The following is a 17852-nucleotide window of genomic DNA, read 5'->3' on the forward strand; positions in this document are numbered from 1 at the left end:
TGGATCACGCTGCCGGCGGCGGTCAGCCAACTGTTCCCCATGAGGCCGGTCCCCGGGCGGACGCCGTCGGCGTCGGGGCCCTGGCGGCGGAAGGAAGCGTGATCCGCGTACTCGTCGAGCAGCCCCAGCCAGTGCAGGGTCTCGTGGACGCGCGACTCCACCGGGTACCCGCCGTCGTACCACAGCTCGGCGTTCATCGACTGGTCGGTGTACGGCTTCGACCAGTCCCAGGGGTGGATCGCGATGTCCGCGTGGACCTGGTCGGCCGGGGTGTCGTCGTCTGCGAATTCGAGGCGGATGTGGAGCTGGTCTCCGGTCCCGGCCCGCGGATCGGCGGTGGTCCCGCTCACCGGCTTGTCCCCGGGGTCCGGCCGGCTTCCTTCGCCGAAGAGCTTGGTGATCAGGTCGGCGCCGGGCCCCTGCACGCGCACCGTCGTGCCGTCGTCCAGGACCCGGTCGACGCCCCCGTCGCCGCGGACCCGGAACTTGCCGTTGACCATCGTGTCCAGCGTGTCGGCGTAGTCCTGGAGGTACTTGGCGTAGGCCGCGTCGTTCATGCCCGCGTAGGGGGAGATCCGCGGGCGGAAGGTGATCTCCCGGACGTGGGTCGGACCGCCGGGCTTGGGGTTGGCGAGCGGGATCCGCCGCCATTCGAACCTGCGCCAGTTGATGTACTGGGAGTTCATGTCGGCACGGACGAACTTCTGCGGCCCTGCCGGGTCTGCGCCGGGGATGTCGGCGACGACCGAGGGGTCCTTCGGCGCGCCGTTGGCATCGAGGTCGTCGGGGCCCAGAGGCCGGGCCGCCCAGACATCGGTCAGGACATCGGCGTAGTCGGCCTCCAGGTGCGGTCCGCCCACGACGTGGAGGGGGGCGTCGTTGCGGGCGTTCTCCCACTCCGAGGGGGCGGCCAGGCCGGTGTGCTCCTGCGCGGGCAGATCGCGCGCGGGGTCGGACCACCGGCGAGGCGGCCGCGGCCGGACCATGACGTCGATGCGGTCCAGCGTGCGCCGCGCCACATAGGGCTCGGTGGAGGACGTGTCGCCGGAACGGACGGGATCGCCGTCCAGGAGCCCGAGCCGGCGCAGGAACTCGCCGAGCGCCTTGGGATGCGCGTCAGGTGCGGGGGTGCTCGCCGGCGGTTGCGCGGCCGGGGGCGCCGGGCGCCAGGTGACGGTGGCGTGGACGTCCTCCGGCGGGGTGAGGAGGTCGGCTTGGACGACGCGCACGTGCAACTGCTCGCCGCTGCGCGGGAGCAGGTACTGGTCGTTGAACAGCGCCTCGACCTGCCGGGTGAAGTCCGCGCGGGCGTCGCGTGAGGTCGTGGGGAAGACCCCGGGAGCGCGGTCGAATCGCACCCGCAGCGTGACCTCGCGGACGGTGGACGGGCCGTCGGGACCGTCGCCGGTGATCGTCTTCGACTCGAAGAACCGGTTGTGGATCCGCACGTCGCCGTGCATCCGGCCGTTACCGGTATCGACTCCGACGGTCAGCGGCAGGGCATCGGCCGGGAGCGCGTCGAGAGTGGACGCGTACAGGCGGGAGAACGACCGGCGCTCGGTCGGGGACGGGGTGCCCTGCGCGTGCGGTCCGGGCAGCCCCGTATGGCGCGGCGCGGGGTCGCCGGGCCGGTCGTCGACGTGCAGCCCGGCCACGTCCTCGGCGAGGGATTCCGGGGACGTCGTGTGCGTGGCGTCGGCCGGCGGGGTGCCGCCGGAGGGCGGACCGGAGGAGGGCGGCGCGGGGTTCCGGGCCGGGCCGGCACCCGTGGTCTGCGGGGTGGTGGCACGGGGTGCGCCGCCCTGGGATTCCAGTCCATCGGCCGGTTTCAGCGCGGCGGCCCGGACGCCCCGCGGAGCGGCGGTGAGAGGGCTGTCCCCGAGCGGATCGGGCACAACGGAACGCGGGGGGCGCGGCGGAAGGGCGCCGAACCCGAGGGCCTTCAGCGCCTCGGAGGCCGTGCGCCACGCGGTGTCGGGGTCCATGCGGGCCGTGCGCCCGGCGGGCACGGGTCCGGGGGTGGACGTGGGACGGCCCGGGTCGCGCTGCGCGCCGGGCCTCTTGTCCGGGCCGGAGGGTGCATCGGGGGTGGCGGTCACCGGACGGGGATCCGGGGAACCCTCGGGGCGGCTCGGCGGGACGTCCGCCAGGTCGCCGTCAGGTCGGCCGCCGCCCTGGAGCGCGTCGGTGAACGTCCTGATGACCGAGGGGGCCTTCCCCTGGTCGGCCCGCACCTGCGCGGGATCCTGCTCTGGTTGCGGGGCCGGCGCCGGGTCGGAGCGGTCCTGGGTATGCGCACGGTCGGTGCGCTCGCCCCCGGCCTCCATGCCGTTGGTGCGGGCCCGCGCGTCGTCGCGCCCGCGGGAGGCGTCGGACGCATCGGACTCCCGGCCGGTGCGGGAGCCGTTGCGGGCCGGGGGTGCTCCGGTTTCGGGCGGCGGCGTGGCGGCGGCGACCGGAGGCGGCGGGGCCGCACCGCGGCTCTCCATCGCCGAGGGCCGGGGGGCATCGGACCGTTCCGGCGTTTCGGTGTCCCGGTGGGACGCCCCGGTCTCCTGCCCCTGATCGGCACCGGTGATGTCGGCTGACGCCTGAGACTCGTCGCGCGGGCCGGAGGCCGGCGCCTCGACCGCGGTCTCGCTGGGCGGTGCGGGGACATCGGACGGGCGGGCAGGCGCCTCCACGGCGCCGTCACCGCTCTCCGTCACCGGGGGGTTCGGCTGCGGCTGCGGTGTGGCGACGGGTCCGTCCGCCTGCTCCGCGGCACCCGGTTCGGGAACGAACGCCCGCTCCGGCTCGGGCGCCTCGTCCGGCCGGTTCTCTGCGGAGGCATCGGGGTCGTCCTGTGCACCGGACGCGTCGCGCTGCCCGGACGGTGTCCGGGAGGCGTCGGAGGGCCCGGCCCCGTCGCCGCGCGGGGCGGCGGCACCCGGCCGGGGCGCTCCCTGGGCATCGCCGCCCTGCCCGGCCGGGGACGCCCCCGTCGCCGCCGGCGGAGCTCCCGTGAACCCGCCCCCGGCGATCGGAGCGCCGGACGGGTGGTCCCGCACCGCGTCGGGGCCGTTCACGTCCTGCGGTGTCTCGGCGCGGGCAGACGCGTCGACGTCCGCAGGCGTGTCGATGGGCGCGTCATCGCCGAGCGGTGTGTCCGCACGGTCGTCCCGCCGGGACACGGACGGGTCGTCCACGCCGGGGGGCGGGGCGCCGGTGTCGGACGTGTCCGGCAGGTCCCGGCCGTTCCCGGACGGCACGGGCTCGGGCCCGCGGTCGGGCGACACCGGGCCGCGGTCCGTCCCCATGTCCGCCGGGGTCTCGGCCCGCGGCGGCGGAGCGGGGGCGTCGACGGACGTCCGGGGCGGGGTGGCGGCGGCGTCCGCGTCGCGGGGGCCCTCGCCGCCCTGGGCCGCGGCGGGAACCTCGGGGCTCGAAGGCACATTGGCCGGGGGCGCCGGGCGCGCGGGGGCCTCGGTGTCGGGCAGGTCCTTGTTCCCGGGGGAGTCGTCGGTGTCCGGGAGGTCGACGCGCTCGGGGGTTTCCGGGCTTCCGGTGGCGCCCGACGGATCGCCGTCCTCAGACCCTCCGATACGCCCGGGGCCGCCCGAGCCTCCCCCGCCACCGGTGCCGCCGGTCCCACCGGTGCCGCCCGCGTTCCCGCTGCCGACCGGCGCCTTGGAATCGTTGGTGGCGGCCATGGGGTCGGATTCCATGACCGGTGGGGGCGGGACCGCCCCCATGTTGGACTTGAACAGGTTCTCCAGGGCGTCGAGCCCCTTGATGCCGCCCAGGACACCGCCGGTGGTGATCGCGGCGTTCGACGCACCCGCGACGGCCGACATGCCGTTCGCCTTGAACTCGCCTTCGAGGATCAGGTTGCTGAAGCCCTCGCCGAGGACGTTCGACGCAGCCCCCTCGCCCATGTTGGTGCCGAAGTGCACGGCGGTGCGCCGCCAGTCGTTGGCGAACTGCGCCAGGCTGTCGACGGTCGCGTCGGGCAGGTTCCGGGAGAGGAAGTCGGTGGTCTCCGACGGCAGCCGGCCCGCGGGGCCGCTGGGTGCGTTGTCGAACACCCGGGCCAGGGAGTCGCCGATGTTGCGCGTGCCCCAGTTGGCGGCGAAGGTGTCGGCGTAGTCGCGCCCCAGGTTGCGGGCAGCGTCGCGGCCGATCTGGTCACCGAAGTTGTCCGCGAACACCTTGCCCACGTCGTCGCGGAACCGCCCCATGGTGGCGACGTTGTCCCAGGCGGGACGCGGATTGCGCTGGAAGGGCTGGATCAGCTCCTTGACGTTGCGCGAGAGCACGCCGGCCATGTCGTCGGCGACGCGCGGCGGTGGCGGCGATCCCGCGCCGGGAGGGGCCGTCTCCGGGAGGTCGCGCGCGCCGGAGGGGGCCGGCGGCGGGACGGGGGTCTCGGAGCCGCGGCCGGGCGGCGGAACGGGGGTGTCGGCGCCACGGCCGGGCGGCGGAACGGGGGTGTCGGGGCCGGGGGTTCCGTCGCCGTTGCGCCCCGCGCCGGAGGACGGCCCGGTGGTGAGGTCGGGGCCGCCCTCTTTGGGAGCCGGCGTGCCGTCGGGCACGTTGTTGTAGCCGTTGCGCGGGGGCGGCGTCGTGTCCCCGACGACCTCGTCGAGGTTCTTGCTCCCGACGGGCGGAGTCGGGATCTCCGGCCCCCCGTTGCGCATGTTGATCTTGATGAGGTCGTCGAAGTTGTTGGTGACCCAGTCGGCGAACTTGTTGCCGAACGCGCTCAGCCCGGCCGAGAAGACGCCGTCGATGACGCCGCCGACACCCGCCGCCTTGCTGAGATCGTTGTCGTTGCCCTTGCGGTTGCCCTGGGCGATCTGGAGCCGCTGGATGAGCTGGTCCATGATCATCGCGAAGGCGACGCTGACCACCAGGTGCGTCACCAACGTGTTGAAGAGGAAGTTCAGCAGCCGCTGGATGGCCAGGCTGGCGATCCGCTTGAAGATGGGGATCATGGTCAGGCTGGCACCGAACGTCCACTTGGACATGGCAATGGCCCAGGCGATCTCCATGGCGAGCTGGATCAGCTGCCCGATGATCATCCCCTTCGTGTACTCGACCTGGTTGGCCGCTTCCCGCACGAAGTCGGCGAGCTGGTGGGAGGCGTCGGCGGAGGCCTTGACGTAGTTGGTGTTCCCGGACGTGAACCTGTCGATGGACGAGTCGAAGTAGTCGGCGGCCTTGCTCTCGAAGGCGGAGCGCACCCGTCGCTTGGTGGAGGTGATGAGCGGGGGCAGCTCGGATTCGAGCCGCATTCCCGTCCGGTCGAGGACGTCGGCCAGGGCACGCAGCATCGTTTCGTCCGCGGTGAACCACTTCGTGCCCGTAAGCCCGTAGAAGAGGTTGCGCAGACCCTCCGGCAGCTGCATGCCCATGACCGGTACCCGCCGTCTCTTACCGTCGGCCCGAGCCGCCGGGCAGGCCGCCCGAACCGCCGGGCAGGCCGCCGGGGCCGCCGGGCAGGTCCTTGAAGAGGTCCTTTGAGGTATCGATGCCGAACGCCTCGCTCCTGCGGTACTCCTCTACGGTGTCCAAGAAGTTGACGGTGGTCTCCCGGAGCACCTCCGAGAGCACCTCAAGGTAGTCCTGAAGCTGCTGCTCGCCGGGGACGTACTTGTCCTCGAAGAGGTCGGCGATCTCGTCGCCGTGGCCCCAGGGCTTGCCGAAGGCCGAGGTGCCCGAGCGGTGCTCCTTGAGGATCTCGTCGGTCAGGTCCGCCGTCTCGTTCAGCATGGCGCCGTACTTCGTCATGAGGTCGGGGCCGATGAACATGGAATCGTCGGACATGGTGCGGCTCCCTTCGGTGTCGAGAATTCCGGGTGGTCGGTGTCGGCGGCGAGGCCGTGTGGGTCAGCGGCCGGGGCGGCCCTGGTCGGGGAAGTCGAGCTTGTCGAGGCCGAGGTCGGCCAGCATCTGCGCGGGGTCGAACCCGCCCGACCTCGCGGCCTCCATGTCGATCCCTTCAGGGGCGAAGGGGGCATACGCCTTCAGCACCCGGTCCTGCATCCGGTCTCGGGCGCTCTTGATCACGTCCGTGATCGCCGCGGACAGCTCGGCGGGCGCCATGGACTTGTAGGCGTTGGTGCGGAACTTCAGCTCGACCAGGTCCCCCTCAGCGTTGATCTTCGCGCTGATCGCCCGATCCTTGGAGACGGCCTCTTCGGTTGCCGATGCCAGGCTTGCGCTTGCCTGGGCGACCTTCTCCTGGTCCTCCCGTAGACGTGCGAGCGCCTGCTCCATTTGCTCCGGGTACGTACTCATTGGGGCTTCCCTTCGTGGTGTCGCCCGGGCCGTGGCGGCCCAGGACCGAGAGCCGGTCGCCCGCGCTGGTCCCCCAGACGCGTTCGTCCTCCGACAGCCAGGTGGAACGGGTGCGCGTCTGGTCGCCCTGCCCGCCGCCTCCGCCCATGCCACCCATGCCGCCCATGGGAGGCATCATCGGCGGCATACCGCCGGCTCCGCCCATGCCCGCGCCGGCACCGCCGCCCACGCCGCTGAAGTTGCCGCCCCCCTGGCCTTGGCCGTTGCCGCCGACCGCGCCGGAGAAGGGGTCGGCCTCCTCGGCGGGCGGGTTGCTGCGCAGGTCACCGCCGCCGCCCGTGACGCCGTTGGCATCGGGCCGCTCGGCCGAGGCGTTGGGCGCGACGAGGTCCCCGGAGGAGGAACCGGGGTTCTCCCACCCGTTGCCGATGGAGTACGACGGAGGCGGAGCCGTCTCGTTCTCGCCATCGCCGTTGCCGCGGCCCAGCGAGTCGCCCAGACCGCCGCCCCCGGCATCGGGGCCGGCGTTCATCTGCTCTTCGAGCTCGGCCGCCTGCTGGTCGTAGTACTCGTTCAGCCGGTCCTGGTAGTCGTCGGCCGACGAGCCGTCCCCGCCCGTGGCGGGACCGTCGTCGCCCAGACCACCGCCGCTGCCGTCCGGCCCCGACTGCATCTGCTCTTCGAGCTCCGCGGTCTGCTGGTCGTAGTACTCGTTCAGCCGGTCCTGGTACTCATCGGCCGACGAACCGTCCCCCCCGGAACCGTTCCCGTCGCCGAGGTTCCCGCCGCCGGAACCCGGACCGTTCTCGACGAGGTCGTCCAGCTCCTGGCTGCGCTGGTCGTAGTAGTCGCTCAGCTGCTGCCGCTGCTCCTCCAGCTCCGGCGCGGGGTTGCCGTTCTCGTCGGTGATGCCGTTGACATCCTCCCGCAGCCGGTCGAGGTTGCCCCTCTCCTCGTCGGCGTACTCCTGGATGCGCTGCTGGTACTCCTCGGGCGACGACTGGCCGGAACCGTCGCCGTCGCCCAGACCGCCGCCGCTCCCCTCGGGACCCGAGACGAGCTGCTGAAGGTCCTCGTTCTGGCTCTGGTAGTAGTCGTCGAGCGCCTGCTGGTACTCCTGCTGCGCCGGGGTGAGCGCCTCGCCGTCGCCGGTGCGGCCGTCGCCGTCGGGGTCGGGCGACTCGGACATGAGCCGGTCGAGGTCACCGGTCTGCTCGTCGTAGTACTCCTGGAGGCGCTGCTCGTACTCCTCGGCCGAGGGCTGTCCGGTACCGTCGCCGTCGCCCAGGCCCCCGCCGCTGCCGTCCGGGCCGGCGTTCATCTCCCGGTCGAGGTCGCTGGTCGCCTGGTCGTAGTAGTCGTCCAGCTGCTGGTTGTAGCGCTCTTCCGACGGCCGCCGGTTGGGGGTGTTGTTCCCGCCTCCGCCGCCGCCCACCTGCCCGCCGCCGCCGATGGGGCCGGTGTTGCCTTCCGATTCGAGGTCGTTGGCCGCCTGGTTGTAGTAGTCGTCCAGCGCCTCGTTGTACCGGTTCTCCGACGCCGGACCCTGGTTCTCCCCCGAACCGTCCCCGTCGCCCAGGCCGCCGCCACTGCCGTCGGGACCATTGTTCAGCTCATCGGTCGCGTTCCGGTAGTACTCGTCCAGCGCATTGTTGTACTCCTCCTCCGACGCCGGACCCTGGTTCTCCCCGTCGCCGTCGCCGTTGAGATCGCCGCCGCTGCCCTCGGGACCGTTCTTCAGCTCATCGGTCGCGTTCCGGTAGTACTCCTCGAGGGCGTTGTTGTACTCCTCCTCGGCGTCGGACGGGCCGTTCTCCCCGTTGCCCTCGCCCTCACCCCCACCGCCGGGCGGGTTGTTCTCCAGGTACTCGATCTGCTTCCTGTACCATTCTTCGAGCGCGTCGTTGTACTCCTCCTCGTTCGCCGGGCCCTCGTTCTCGCCACCGCCGCCGCCCGGGCCGGGGCCACCAGGGCCACCGCCGCCGCCCACACCGGACCAGTCGAGCGTCAGCGCCTTGGGCGGCTTGATCTCCGCCAAGTCGGACTGGTTGGTGCTGTAGGCCGTGCCGAGGGTCTTCATCGCCTCGGCAGCGTCCGTGATGAAGGTGTTGAGGTTGTTGCGCCAGGACGTCTTGATCCGCTCCTGGATCTCTTTCCAGGTATTGGGGTCGTTGGCCTTGCCGATGTCCCCGATCTGGGAGGTATCGTCGCCCTTGCCGAGAGTGGCGATGGACTTGTTGTCCTCGAACCACTTGTCGATGACCTTGAGCGGGTCCCACAGGCCGGATTCGAGCCACTTGTCATAGGCCCTGCGGATGGTCTCGCCCGCCCCGGTGACCACCGCGTTCCTCGTGTCCCGGAGGGCCTCGGGGTAGCCTCCGGCCTGCTCGCCGAGGGCGTTGAAGCGCAGCTGGAGGTTGCCCAGGTGCTGCACGAAGACGTCGGCCGTCGCGCCCTTCAAATTCTCATCCGCGGTGGTGCGCCACGTGTTCAGCTTCTCAGTGGCGCCGTTCACCATGGTCACCAGGTCGTCGAGGTCCCCTGCCAGGTCGACCATGGTCTTCGGGGTGAACGTCGTGCTGTTCTCCCCCAGCCACGGCCCGTTGATGGCGAGCCACAGGTGGTGGAAGAACGTCCGGCCGTCGGTTTCGTGCATGAAGTTGTTGTTGTAGGCGATCCCGGAGTAGTAGATCTTCTCCTCGCTGGTCGGGGTCGCGCCCAGGCTCGACGCCCGTGGCGTCGGGTAGTTGACCTGTGTGTAGCTCGACATCAGGTAGTGGGTCAGGCCGGCCGGGCTCTTCTGGTCGGACTTGAAGCTGAGGAACCAGTCCGCCTTCTTGACATCATCGGGCGACATCATCGGCGGGTAGGCGGCGTCCATCGCCGTGTCGGTGTAGGTGTTGATGATGTATTCGAGGTCCGTGGGGACCAGTTCGGTCGCGTCGGGGTCAGGGGGCGCTTCTTCTCCCAGCCCCTCGTTCTGCCCAAGAGGGATGTCCTCTTCTTTCCCGTCGGGCATGCCGCCTCCTCACTCGCTCCCCGCCCCGCCACCCCGGCCGGGCCCCGGACGATCGGTCGTCGCGGTTGCTGTCGCCTACTCTTCGGACCCGGACCCGGACCCCGCCGCCGACGCGTTGTCGGGGTCGATGAGGACCGCGAGCTCGTAGGCGGTCAGCACGGAGTCGTCCTCGGTGTCCTTGAACCGGATCTCGGCCTCCTCCAACCTGGTGTCCAGCCCTTCGAAATGGTCGATCAGGATGTTGATCTCGTCGCGCATCTTCGCCACGGAGCCGTTAACGGACTTGGCGAACTTGCCCGCAGCAGGGAAGATGGCCGGGTTCCCGGCGCGGATGCCGTAGATCGTGGTCTCGCTCTCCCCGTCGTCGATGTAGGCCTCCAGGGTGGTCTTCTGCTTCTGGAGGTCCTCCAGCATCGGGAGGACGTTGGTCTTCCGGAACTCGCGCAGGTAGCCGAAGGTGATCTCGGTGCTCTCCGCCATGCTCGCTCTCCTCACTCTCCGGTGCCGGGGTCCGGTTCCGGGGCCGACGGCGGTCGGCCCCGGACCGGTGGTGTGCGCGCCCGCCTTCGGCGGGCGGCGGCTACATGTTCTGCGAGACCCATTCCATCGACAGCTTGTTGTCGGTGTTCTTGTAGTTCTCGCGGATGAAGTTCAGCGCCTGCTCGGCCTGGGTGAGCAGGAACTCCATGTCCTGCACGTTGAGCTGCCACTGCGCCATCTTGGCGTCGTAGTTGTCGGCCGTGGAACCGTCGAGCTCGCTGCGGACCGTGTTCATCTGCGTTTGCAGGTCTTGGAGGGAGTTGCGGATGTCCTGGGTACGTTGGCGCAGGTCCATGGCGGACTCGTCCATGCCCGCATAAATGACGGAGAAATCGCTCATCGTCGGCTGCCTCGTTTCGATTCCGGGGCCGCCCCGACGGGCGGCCGGGTTCAGGAGGAGGGGGTCCGGCCGGTCAGGCGGACTGGTTGGGGTTGAGCTGGTTCATCCAGGAGTTGGAGGTGACGAGGTTCTCGTCCTCCAGGTTCAACATGCCGCGCGTGGTGCCGCCGAAGACGCCGATCATTTCGTTCATGCCGTTGACGATGAGCCGCAGCTCCTCCAGCCACTTGACCAGCGCGGTCTCATAGCCCTGCTCCGCACCGCCCTTCCAGGACGACTTCAGGGTGTCGCGCAGGTGGTCGACCTTGGTGTAGACGGCGTTGCACTCGCTGTACGCCTCCTCCATGGCCAACCGGCCCGTGGTCATCCCGCGTTCGGTACTGGTGGTCAAACTCATGTCCACCGCTCCTTTCTGTTCATGGGGTGCACGACCCCTATCGCTGTGGTGGTGTGGTCAGGTTCCCTCCTGCTCGCCGCATCCGCCCGCGGCGGGCGGAGCGGCCGTCGCCGGGACCGGCTGGGCGGCGGCCTCGGCCGACAGCACCGGCCCGGTGGGCAGCAGGCGCAGCAGGGAGGTGGGCACGGGGGAAGCGTCGCCGACCTGGTAGCCCAGCTGTTCGGCCGCCTCGACCGACGGCACCGGGTACTTCGCGGCGGCGTCGGTCACCAGGTAGTAGGTGCCTTCGGCGGCCGTCCCCCCGGCCGGCTGGGCGCGGGTGAGCGCGCCGGTTCCGGCGGGGATGCCGATGAGGTCGGCGGTGGGGCAGCCGTGGGCGATGTCGGCCCGGTCCTGGACCGGCCAGGCGTTCACGGCCTCCAGCGGTTGCAGGATGAGCTGGGCTCCGCCGTCGCCGGAGACGCGCATGCACGGGGCCTGGCCGCGGGTCGAGACCAGATCGGGCGGGGCCGCGGGCAGCCCTTCGTCGGTCGCCGTGGCGTTCTCGGCCAGGTTGCCCTGGACCTGCCCGGCGCTCAGCTCGGCGGGTTCGGGGTCGGCGTCGCCGTAGGCGTCGTCGGTGATGCGGGCGTCGGCGAGGGCCAGCCGGGCCTGGGTCGCGCTGACCGGGACCAGGCCGCCGCCGCCCAGCAGGTAGTACTGGTCGCCCTCGCCGTCGCCGCGCACCACGAACACCTGGCCGGTGGTGCTCCGCTGACCGCCGATGGCGGGGCCCTGCTCGCCCGCGCCGCCGGGGACCTCGGGGGCGGTGAGGTCGGGGCCGGCGGGGACGGAGTCGAGGAAGGCACGGGTGACGTCCAGCGCGGGGCTGGTGCCGTAGCCGAGCGCCTGGAGGGCGCCGTTCTCCTCGTCGAAGCGCAGCCGGGTGCCGTTCCAGAGCAGGTAGTGGTCGTCGTCGGGGCCTGCGGCCAGCACCGCGGCCTCGGGGGGCAGGGCGCCGGCGTCGGGGGCGGTGTCGACGGACAGGGCGGTGCGCGGCCCGCCGTCCTCCTCGGCCGGAGGTACCGCGCACACCCTCCAGAAGACGGAGGCCATGCCCTCGGGGTCGGGCAGGGAGTCGGGTGCGCCGGGGATGCCCACGGGGCCGCCCTTGGGGACCCCGGCCAGCGATTCGGCGCTGACGGAGCGCACCTGGATCTGGCTGCCCTGGACCAGCCGCGCCGAGGCGTAGTTGGCGACGGGGCGCAGCACACCGCCGGAGTAGAGGTAGGTGGCGCCGCTGTCCTTGTCGAGCACGAGCGTGCCCTCGTTGCGCCAGGAGGTGTTGCCGCCGGGGAAGATCAGCCCCCACACCAGGAACCCCACGCACAGCAGCGCGCCGATGGCCAGCCCGATGAAGGCTCCGCGGCGGGTGCGCTGCATGGGGGCGTCGATGGCGTCGGGGTCCGCCTCCAGCATGGCGGTGCCCAGGCGGCCCACCATGAAGTTGTGGGCGACGACCTGGTCGCGTCGGGTCTGCATCGCTCAGCCCCCGATCCCGCGGAGCAGGCCGAACACGCCGAGGTTGCCGAGGACCAGGCACACCATGGCGATGGCGGCGAGGAGCTGGATGATCTCGGCGGCGCGGCCCCAGTGGGGCAGGAGGCGCTTGCCGGGGACGTTCCACGCCAGCACGGTGAGGGCCGCGGCGACGGAGAGGACGCCGAGCAGGGCCAGCAGCCGCCACAGGGTGCCGGTGTCGGCGACGGCGGCGATGACGATGAGGGCGAGGCCGGCGCAGGCGGGCGCGACGAGGTAGAGCTTCTGCCAGGCGCTGGTGAGTCCGCGGCTCTGGAGCAGCAGGACCAGGGCGACCACCACGCCGAGGGTGGCCGGCAGCCAGCCGGGGCCCAGGGCGAGGATGAGCAGGGCCACCGCCTGGACCGCGCCGGTGGCGGCGAGCACCGCCCCCTGGTAGCTGTCGGCCAGCGCGGTGCGGTCGAGGACGTCGCGGGCGGGGTGGGGATCGATGCCCTCTTGGAGCTGCTGGGGGTTGTTCGGCAGCGGGGGCAGCTTCAGCCCGGAAATGCGGAAGCCGATGGCGGGGGCGAAGGTGCCCAGCAGGATCGCGAGGGCGGAGGCGGCCCCGGCGATGCCGGTCATGGTCAGGCCCGGCGCGAACATCAGCGTCGCCGCCGAGACCACCCCGAAGACCTCGAAGACGATGAGGCCGGCGAAGAACGGGACAGAGCCGGCGACGGCCGCCAGCCCGAGGACGGTCGCCCCGGCGCCTGCCATGCAGGCCGCCAGCGCGCGGGCGCCCAGGAGGGGGATCCCGGGGTCGCCCGAGGGGATGGCGGCCCCGGCCAGGCCCATGTAGAGGACGCCGGCGGCGGCCAGGCCGGTCGCGGCGGTGAGGTCGCCCATGGCGCGGGAGGCGGCCGCGGCGCCCAGGAGCAGGACGACCGCGGCGCCGGCGGCGATCAGGGCGGTGAGCCCGTTCATGCCGCTCATCGCGAGGATGGTGAACCCGGCGAAAAGGGTGAACAGGCCCAGCCCGTGCAGCAGCCGGCGGGTGTAGGTGGGCCGCCAGGCGTCGCTGCGCTCGGCCATGCCCGTGGCCACGCCGTCGATGAGATCGTCGAAGTGGATGGGCGGGAGCTGGTCGCGGCGCGGGCGCAGGTAGAGGGTCTCGCCGTCGAAGAGGCCGAGGGTCTGGACGGTGCCGTCCTCCTCCAGCGCGGGCGAGCCGAGCTGCTGGAGGACCCAGCCGTCGTGTTCGAGTCCGCCTTCGTCTAGGTCTTCGCCGCTGTCGCCCTCGGCGTAGAGGACGATCGTGGGCAGGAGTTCGGCCAGGGGCACGTCGCTGGGGACCGCGATCTCGAAAGTGCGGTCCGGGGCGCGGACGACCAGCCGGCACAGGTCGGGGGCAGTGGAGTCGCTCATCTGGTTCTTACTACTCGGGGAGGAGGCGGAATCACCCGATGGTGCTTGCGCTTGCTACTCGGGGAGGAGGCGGGGGCCTGCCGAGTCGCAATACACTCGGTGACTGGTAGGAAACCTCATGATTCGACGACCAGCGCAACGGTAACACCGGTCGAAGCGAAATTGGTATCACGTGGCAATGAATTTTTGTTCGATTGGCTTTGCGCCCGGTTCAGGGGCATAATCCGGATCCCGCCGGGTACAGCGCCCGCGCGTGGACCCCCTTCTCGCCTGGCCACCCGCACGGCCGGGCCCACCCCCTGCAACCGCCAGGAGGCGATCGCCGCCGTGAGCACCATCCTCGTCCGCCGGCCGCCCCGCCGCCCCGGGCCGGATATGCCCGACGGAGAGCTCCAGCTCCAGGAGCCGCCCGAGATCCCCGAAGAGCAGTCGACCATGTCGGCGGTGTTCAACTACCTGCCGATGGCCATGACCTCGATGGCGATGGTGCTGCTGTTCATCCGGCCCGGAGCCCAGGGCAGCGCGGTCAACACCTTCATGCCCTACGTCGCCGGCGGCATGATGCTGCTCGGCGCCGTCGCCATGCTGGTGGGCCAGTACTGGCGCGCCCGCAGCGAGCGCAAGCGCCAGCTCAACGGCGACCGGCGCGACTACCTGCGCTACCTCACCCAGAGCCGCACCAAGGCGCGCGAGGTCGTCACGGCCCAGCGCGACGCCATGCTGTGGCGGGCTCCCGTCCCCGACGCCCTGTGGTCGCTGGTGCGCACCTCACGGCTGTGGGAGCGCCGCTCCACCCACGACGACTTCGCCGAGGTCCGGCTCGCGGTGGGCGAGCAGTCGATGCGCATGCGCATCGCACCACTGTCCACCAAGCCGGTCGAGGACCTCGAACCGCTCAGCGCACACGCCCTGCGCCGCTTCATCCGCGCCTACGCCACCGTCGAGGACCAGCCCGTCGCCGTCTACCTGCGCGGATACGCCCGCATCTCCCTTGAGGGCGACGCGGAGGCATCCCGCGCCATGGTGCGCGCCATGATCGGCCAGCTCGCCGTCTTCCACGCACACGACGAGCTCCGCATCGCCGTGTGCGTCGCCGACGACCGGCGCGCCGACTGGGACTGGATCAAGTGGCTGCCCCACGCCATGCACCCCACCGAGCGCGACGGCGCCGGCCCGGTCCGGCTCATCGGCGGCGACCCCGAGGAGCTGGAGCGCATCATCGGCCCCGACCTCGCCGACCGGACCCGCTTCGAGCCCGGATCCGCCCCCACGCGCGAAGAGCCCTACACGGTCATCGTCATCGACAGCGGTCAGGGGCAGCAGTCCACCAGGTTCGACTCCGGCGGCTACCGCAACGCCGTCATCGTGCACATCGACGACCCGCTGCCGTGGGACGGCGCGCCCTTCACCCTCGGGCTGAAGGTGGAACCCGACGCCCTGGAGGTCGTCGGCCAGGACCACAGCGGGCGCCGCACCCTCACCCCGCTGGGCCGCCCCGACGCCCTCAGCCCCTCGCGCGCCCAGGCGCTGGCCCGGATGCTGGCCCCCTACCGGATGAGCATGGCCACCGAGGTGGTCGAGCCGCTGGTCACCGACTTCGAGCTGACGGCGCTGCTGGGCATCTCCAACATGCACACCCACGACACCGAGCGGATGTGGGGCGAGCTGCGCCCCGGGTCGAAGCTGAGCGTGCCCATCGGCATCGAGGAGAACGGCGCCCCGCTCGAACTCGACCTCAAGGAATCCGCGCTGGGCGGGATGGGCCCGCACGGCATGCTCATCGGCGCCACCGGGTCGGGCAAGAGCGAGCTGCTGCGCACCCTCGTGCTGTCGCTGGCGCTCACCCACTCCCCCGAGACGCTCAACTTCGTCCTGGTCGACTTCAAGGGCGGCGCGACCTTCATCGGCCTGGACAAGCTGCGCCACACCTCGGCGCTGATCACCAACCTCGCCGACGAGGTCACGCTGGTCGAGCGCATGCAGGACGCCCTGCACGGCGAGCTGATCCGCCGCCAGGAGCAGCTGCGCGCCGCCGGCAACTTCAGCTCCATCCACGAGTACGAGAAGGCCCGCCAGGCCAACCCGGCGATGGAGCCCATGCCCACGCTGTTCGTCGTGGTCGACGAGTTCAGCGAGCTGCTGGCCGCCCACCGCGACTTCATGGAGCTGTTCGTCATGATCGGGCGCCTGGGCCGCAGCCTGGGGGTGCACCTGCTGCTGGCCTCCCAGCGCCTCGATGAAGGCCGGATCCACCAGCTGGAGAGCCACCTGTCCTACCGGATCGCGCTGCGCACGTTCTCCGCGATCGAGAGCCGCAGCGTCCTGGGCGTGCCCGACGCCCACCAGCTCCCCCCGGCCCCCGGCAACGGCTACCTCAAGACCGGCACCGACACGCTGACCCGCTTCAAGGCCGCCTATGTCTCGGGCGCCTACCGGGTGCGCCGGCGCAGCGGCCAGCAGTCCGCCGCGGCCGCCGAGATCGTCCCCTTCCTCTCCGGCTACGTCGCCGGCCGCGCCCCCCTCCCCGAGCCCGAACCCGTCGCCGCCGAGGTGGAGGAAGCGGAGGAAGAGACCGAGAGCCTGCTCAACGTCGCCCTGGAGCGCCTGCACGAGACCGGCCCGCCGGCGCGGCGCGTCTGGCTGCCCCCGCTGGACGTGCCCCCCACCCTCGACGAGCTCTTCGGTATGGTCGGCCGGCCGATCCCCGAGTCCGGCCCCGCGTGGTCTGCGGAGCCGCTGCTGGAGGTCCCGCTGGGCGTCATCGACCGCCCCTTCGAGCAGCTGCGCCTGCCGCTCAAGGCCGAACTGCTCGGCGCGGGCGGCAACGTCGGCATCGCCGGCGGCCCCCAGAGCGGCAAGAGCACCATGCTGGTCACCTTCGTGTGCGCGCTGGCCCTCACCAACACCCCTGACCAGGTGCAGTTCTACGCGCTCGACTTCGGCGGCGGCGCGCTCCAGGCGCTCTCCGGCCTGCCGCACGTGGGCAGCGTCGTCGGGCGGATGGACACCGACCGGATCAACCGGACCGTGTCGGAGATGCTGGAGATCATCACCCACCGCGAGCAGTTCTTCGCCGCCAACGGGGTCGACTCCATGGCCACCTACCGGCGGCGCCGCGGAGCCGGGGAGTTCGCCGACGAAACCTACGGCGACGTGTTCCTGGTGATCGACGGCTGGTCCACGATCCGCCAGGACTTCATGGACCTCGTCACCCCGCTCACCCAGATCGCCCAGCGCGGGCTGAGCTACGGCGTCCACCTCATCGTCGCCTCCCCCCGCTGGGCCGACATCCAGTCCGGCGTGCGCGACCTGCTGGGGACCCGCTTCGAGCTGCGGCTGGGCGACGCGGTCGACTCCACCGTCAACATGCGCAAGGCCCAGACCGTTCCGCGCATCGCGGGCCGCGGCCTCACCCTCGACCAGTACCACTTCCTCACCGGCCTGCCCCGGGCCGACGGCGTCGGCGACCCCGTCTCGCTGTCGGTGGGCGTCAGCGAGCTGGTCGCCCGGTTGACCGACGCGTGGAGCGGCCCCGGAGCCCCGGCCGTGCGCACCCTGCCGCCCCGGCTGCTCGCCGCCGAGCTGCCGGCCGCCGAGCGCACCGAGTTCGGCGCCCTGCGCGTCCCCCTCGGCCTGGAGGGGCGGGGCATGCGCCCGTTCTGGCACGACTTCTCCGCCACCCCGCACCTGCTGGTCGTCGGCGACACCGAGACCGGCAAGACCACGCTGCTGCGGCACATCACCAACGCCATCCGCGACCACTACGACGCCGAGAGCGCGCGGGTGGTACTCGTGGACATGCGCCGCCAGCTCTTCGACGCGGTCCCCAAGGAGCAGCAGCTCGGCTACGCGGTGTCGTCGGAGAGCATGCGGGAGATGATGGGCGCCGCCGCGCACGCCATGAAGGCGCGCATGCCCGGCCCCGACATCACCCCCGACCGGCTGCGCCGCCGCGACTGGTGGACCGGCCCGGAGCTGTTCATCGTCATCGACGACTACGACCTGGTCTCCGGTTCCAGCGGCGGGAGCCTGCTCGCGCCGATCGTGGAGATGCTCCCCCAGGCCGCCGACATCGGCATGCACCTCATCGTCGCGCGGGCCGCGGGCGGGTTCGGCCGGGCCACCTCCGACCCCGCCATCCGGACGCTCATCGACAACAACACCCCCAGCATCATGCTGTCGAGCCCGCCGTCGGAGGGGGTCATGTTCGGCAACGTGCGCGCCCAGCGCATGGCCCCGGGCCGGGCCCTGTGGATCTCCCGCCGCGACCCGATCCCCGTCCAGCTCGCGATCGCCGAGGGCATGGAAGACGAGGACTGACCCGGTGGCGCCCACACCCCCTGCCGCGC

10 protein-coding genes are annotated in these 17852 nt (G+C 71.8%); 1 reads left to right on the forward strand and 9 read right to left on the reverse strand.

Annotated elements, in window-relative coordinates; all coding sequences use genetic code 11:
* The 9 genes from ACFOVU_RS07810 to eccD form a co-directional block, all read right to left on the reverse strand.
* Positions 1 to 5390: WXG100-like domain-containing protein (locus tag ACFOVU_RS07810; protein WP_449289731.1), on the reverse strand; the 5390-nt coding region annotated here is incomplete at its 3' end.
* Between the two features lie 25 nt (positions 5391 to 5415).
* A complete protein-coding gene (locus tag ACFOVU_RS07815; protein WP_378531321.1) occupies positions 5416 to 5808 on the reverse strand; it encodes a hypothetical protein in 393 nt (130 codons plus the stop codon).
* Between the two features lie 63 nt (positions 5809 to 5871).
* Positions 5872 to 6198: a YbaB/EbfC family DNA-binding protein gene (locus ACFOVU_RS07820; RefSeq protein ID WP_378531602.1), complete on the reverse strand. Its 327-nt coding sequence runs from the start codon at positions 6196 to 6198 to the stop codon at positions 5872 to 5874.
* Entirely contained in the window at positions 6134 to 9301 is a 3168-nt protein-coding gene (locus ACFOVU_RS07825; RefSeq protein WP_378531323.1) for a hypothetical protein, read from the reverse strand. The genes ACFOVU_RS07820 and ACFOVU_RS07825 overlap by 65 nt, the downstream gene beginning before the upstream one ends.
* 75 nt (positions 9302 to 9376) lie before the next feature.
* Positions 9377 to 9781, reverse strand: coding sequence for a hypothetical protein (locus ACFOVU_RS07830; protein WP_378531325.1), 405 nt, complete (start codon positions 9779 to 9781; stop codon positions 9377 to 9379).
* 100 nt (positions 9782 to 9881) lie between these two features.
* Positions 9882 to 10181: a WXG100 family type VII secretion target gene (locus ACFOVU_RS07835; protein ID WP_378531327.1), complete on the reverse strand. Its 300-nt coding sequence runs from the start codon at positions 10179 to 10181 to the stop codon at positions 9882 to 9884.
* A 73-nt stretch (positions 10182 to 10254) separates the two neighbouring features.
* Positions 10255 to 10578, reverse strand: coding sequence for a hypothetical protein (locus ACFOVU_RS07840; protein WP_378531329.1), 324 nt, complete (start codon positions 10576 to 10578; stop codon positions 10255 to 10257).
* Positions 10579 to 10635: 57 nt separating this feature from the next.
* Entirely contained in the window at positions 10636 to 12099 is a 1464-nt protein-coding gene (gene eccB / locus ACFOVU_RS07845) for a type VII secretion protein EccB (protein ID WP_378531331.1), read from the reverse strand.
* Positions 12100 to 12102: 3 nt separating this feature from the next.
* On the reverse strand, positions 12103 to 13503 hold the full coding sequence (eccD, locus tag ACFOVU_RS07850) for a type VII secretion integral membrane protein EccD (protein WP_378531333.1): 1401 nt from the start codon (positions 13501 to 13503) through the stop codon (positions 12103 to 12105).
* A gap of 327 nt (positions 13504 to 13830) precedes the next feature.
* Between eccD and eccCa the strand changes: the two genes are divergently transcribed.
* On the forward strand, positions 13831 to 17823 hold the full coding sequence (gene eccCa, locus ACFOVU_RS07855) for a type VII secretion protein EccCa (protein WP_378531335.1): 3993 nt from the start codon (positions 13831 to 13833) through the stop codon (positions 17821 to 17823).
* Positions 17824 to 17852 lie beyond the last annotated feature (29 nt).

It is taken from the genome of Nocardiopsis sediminis (assembly GCF_042650565.1).
Lineage (GTDB): Bacteria > Actinomycetota > Actinomycetes > Streptosporangiales > Streptosporangiaceae > Nocardiopsis_B > Nocardiopsis_B sediminis.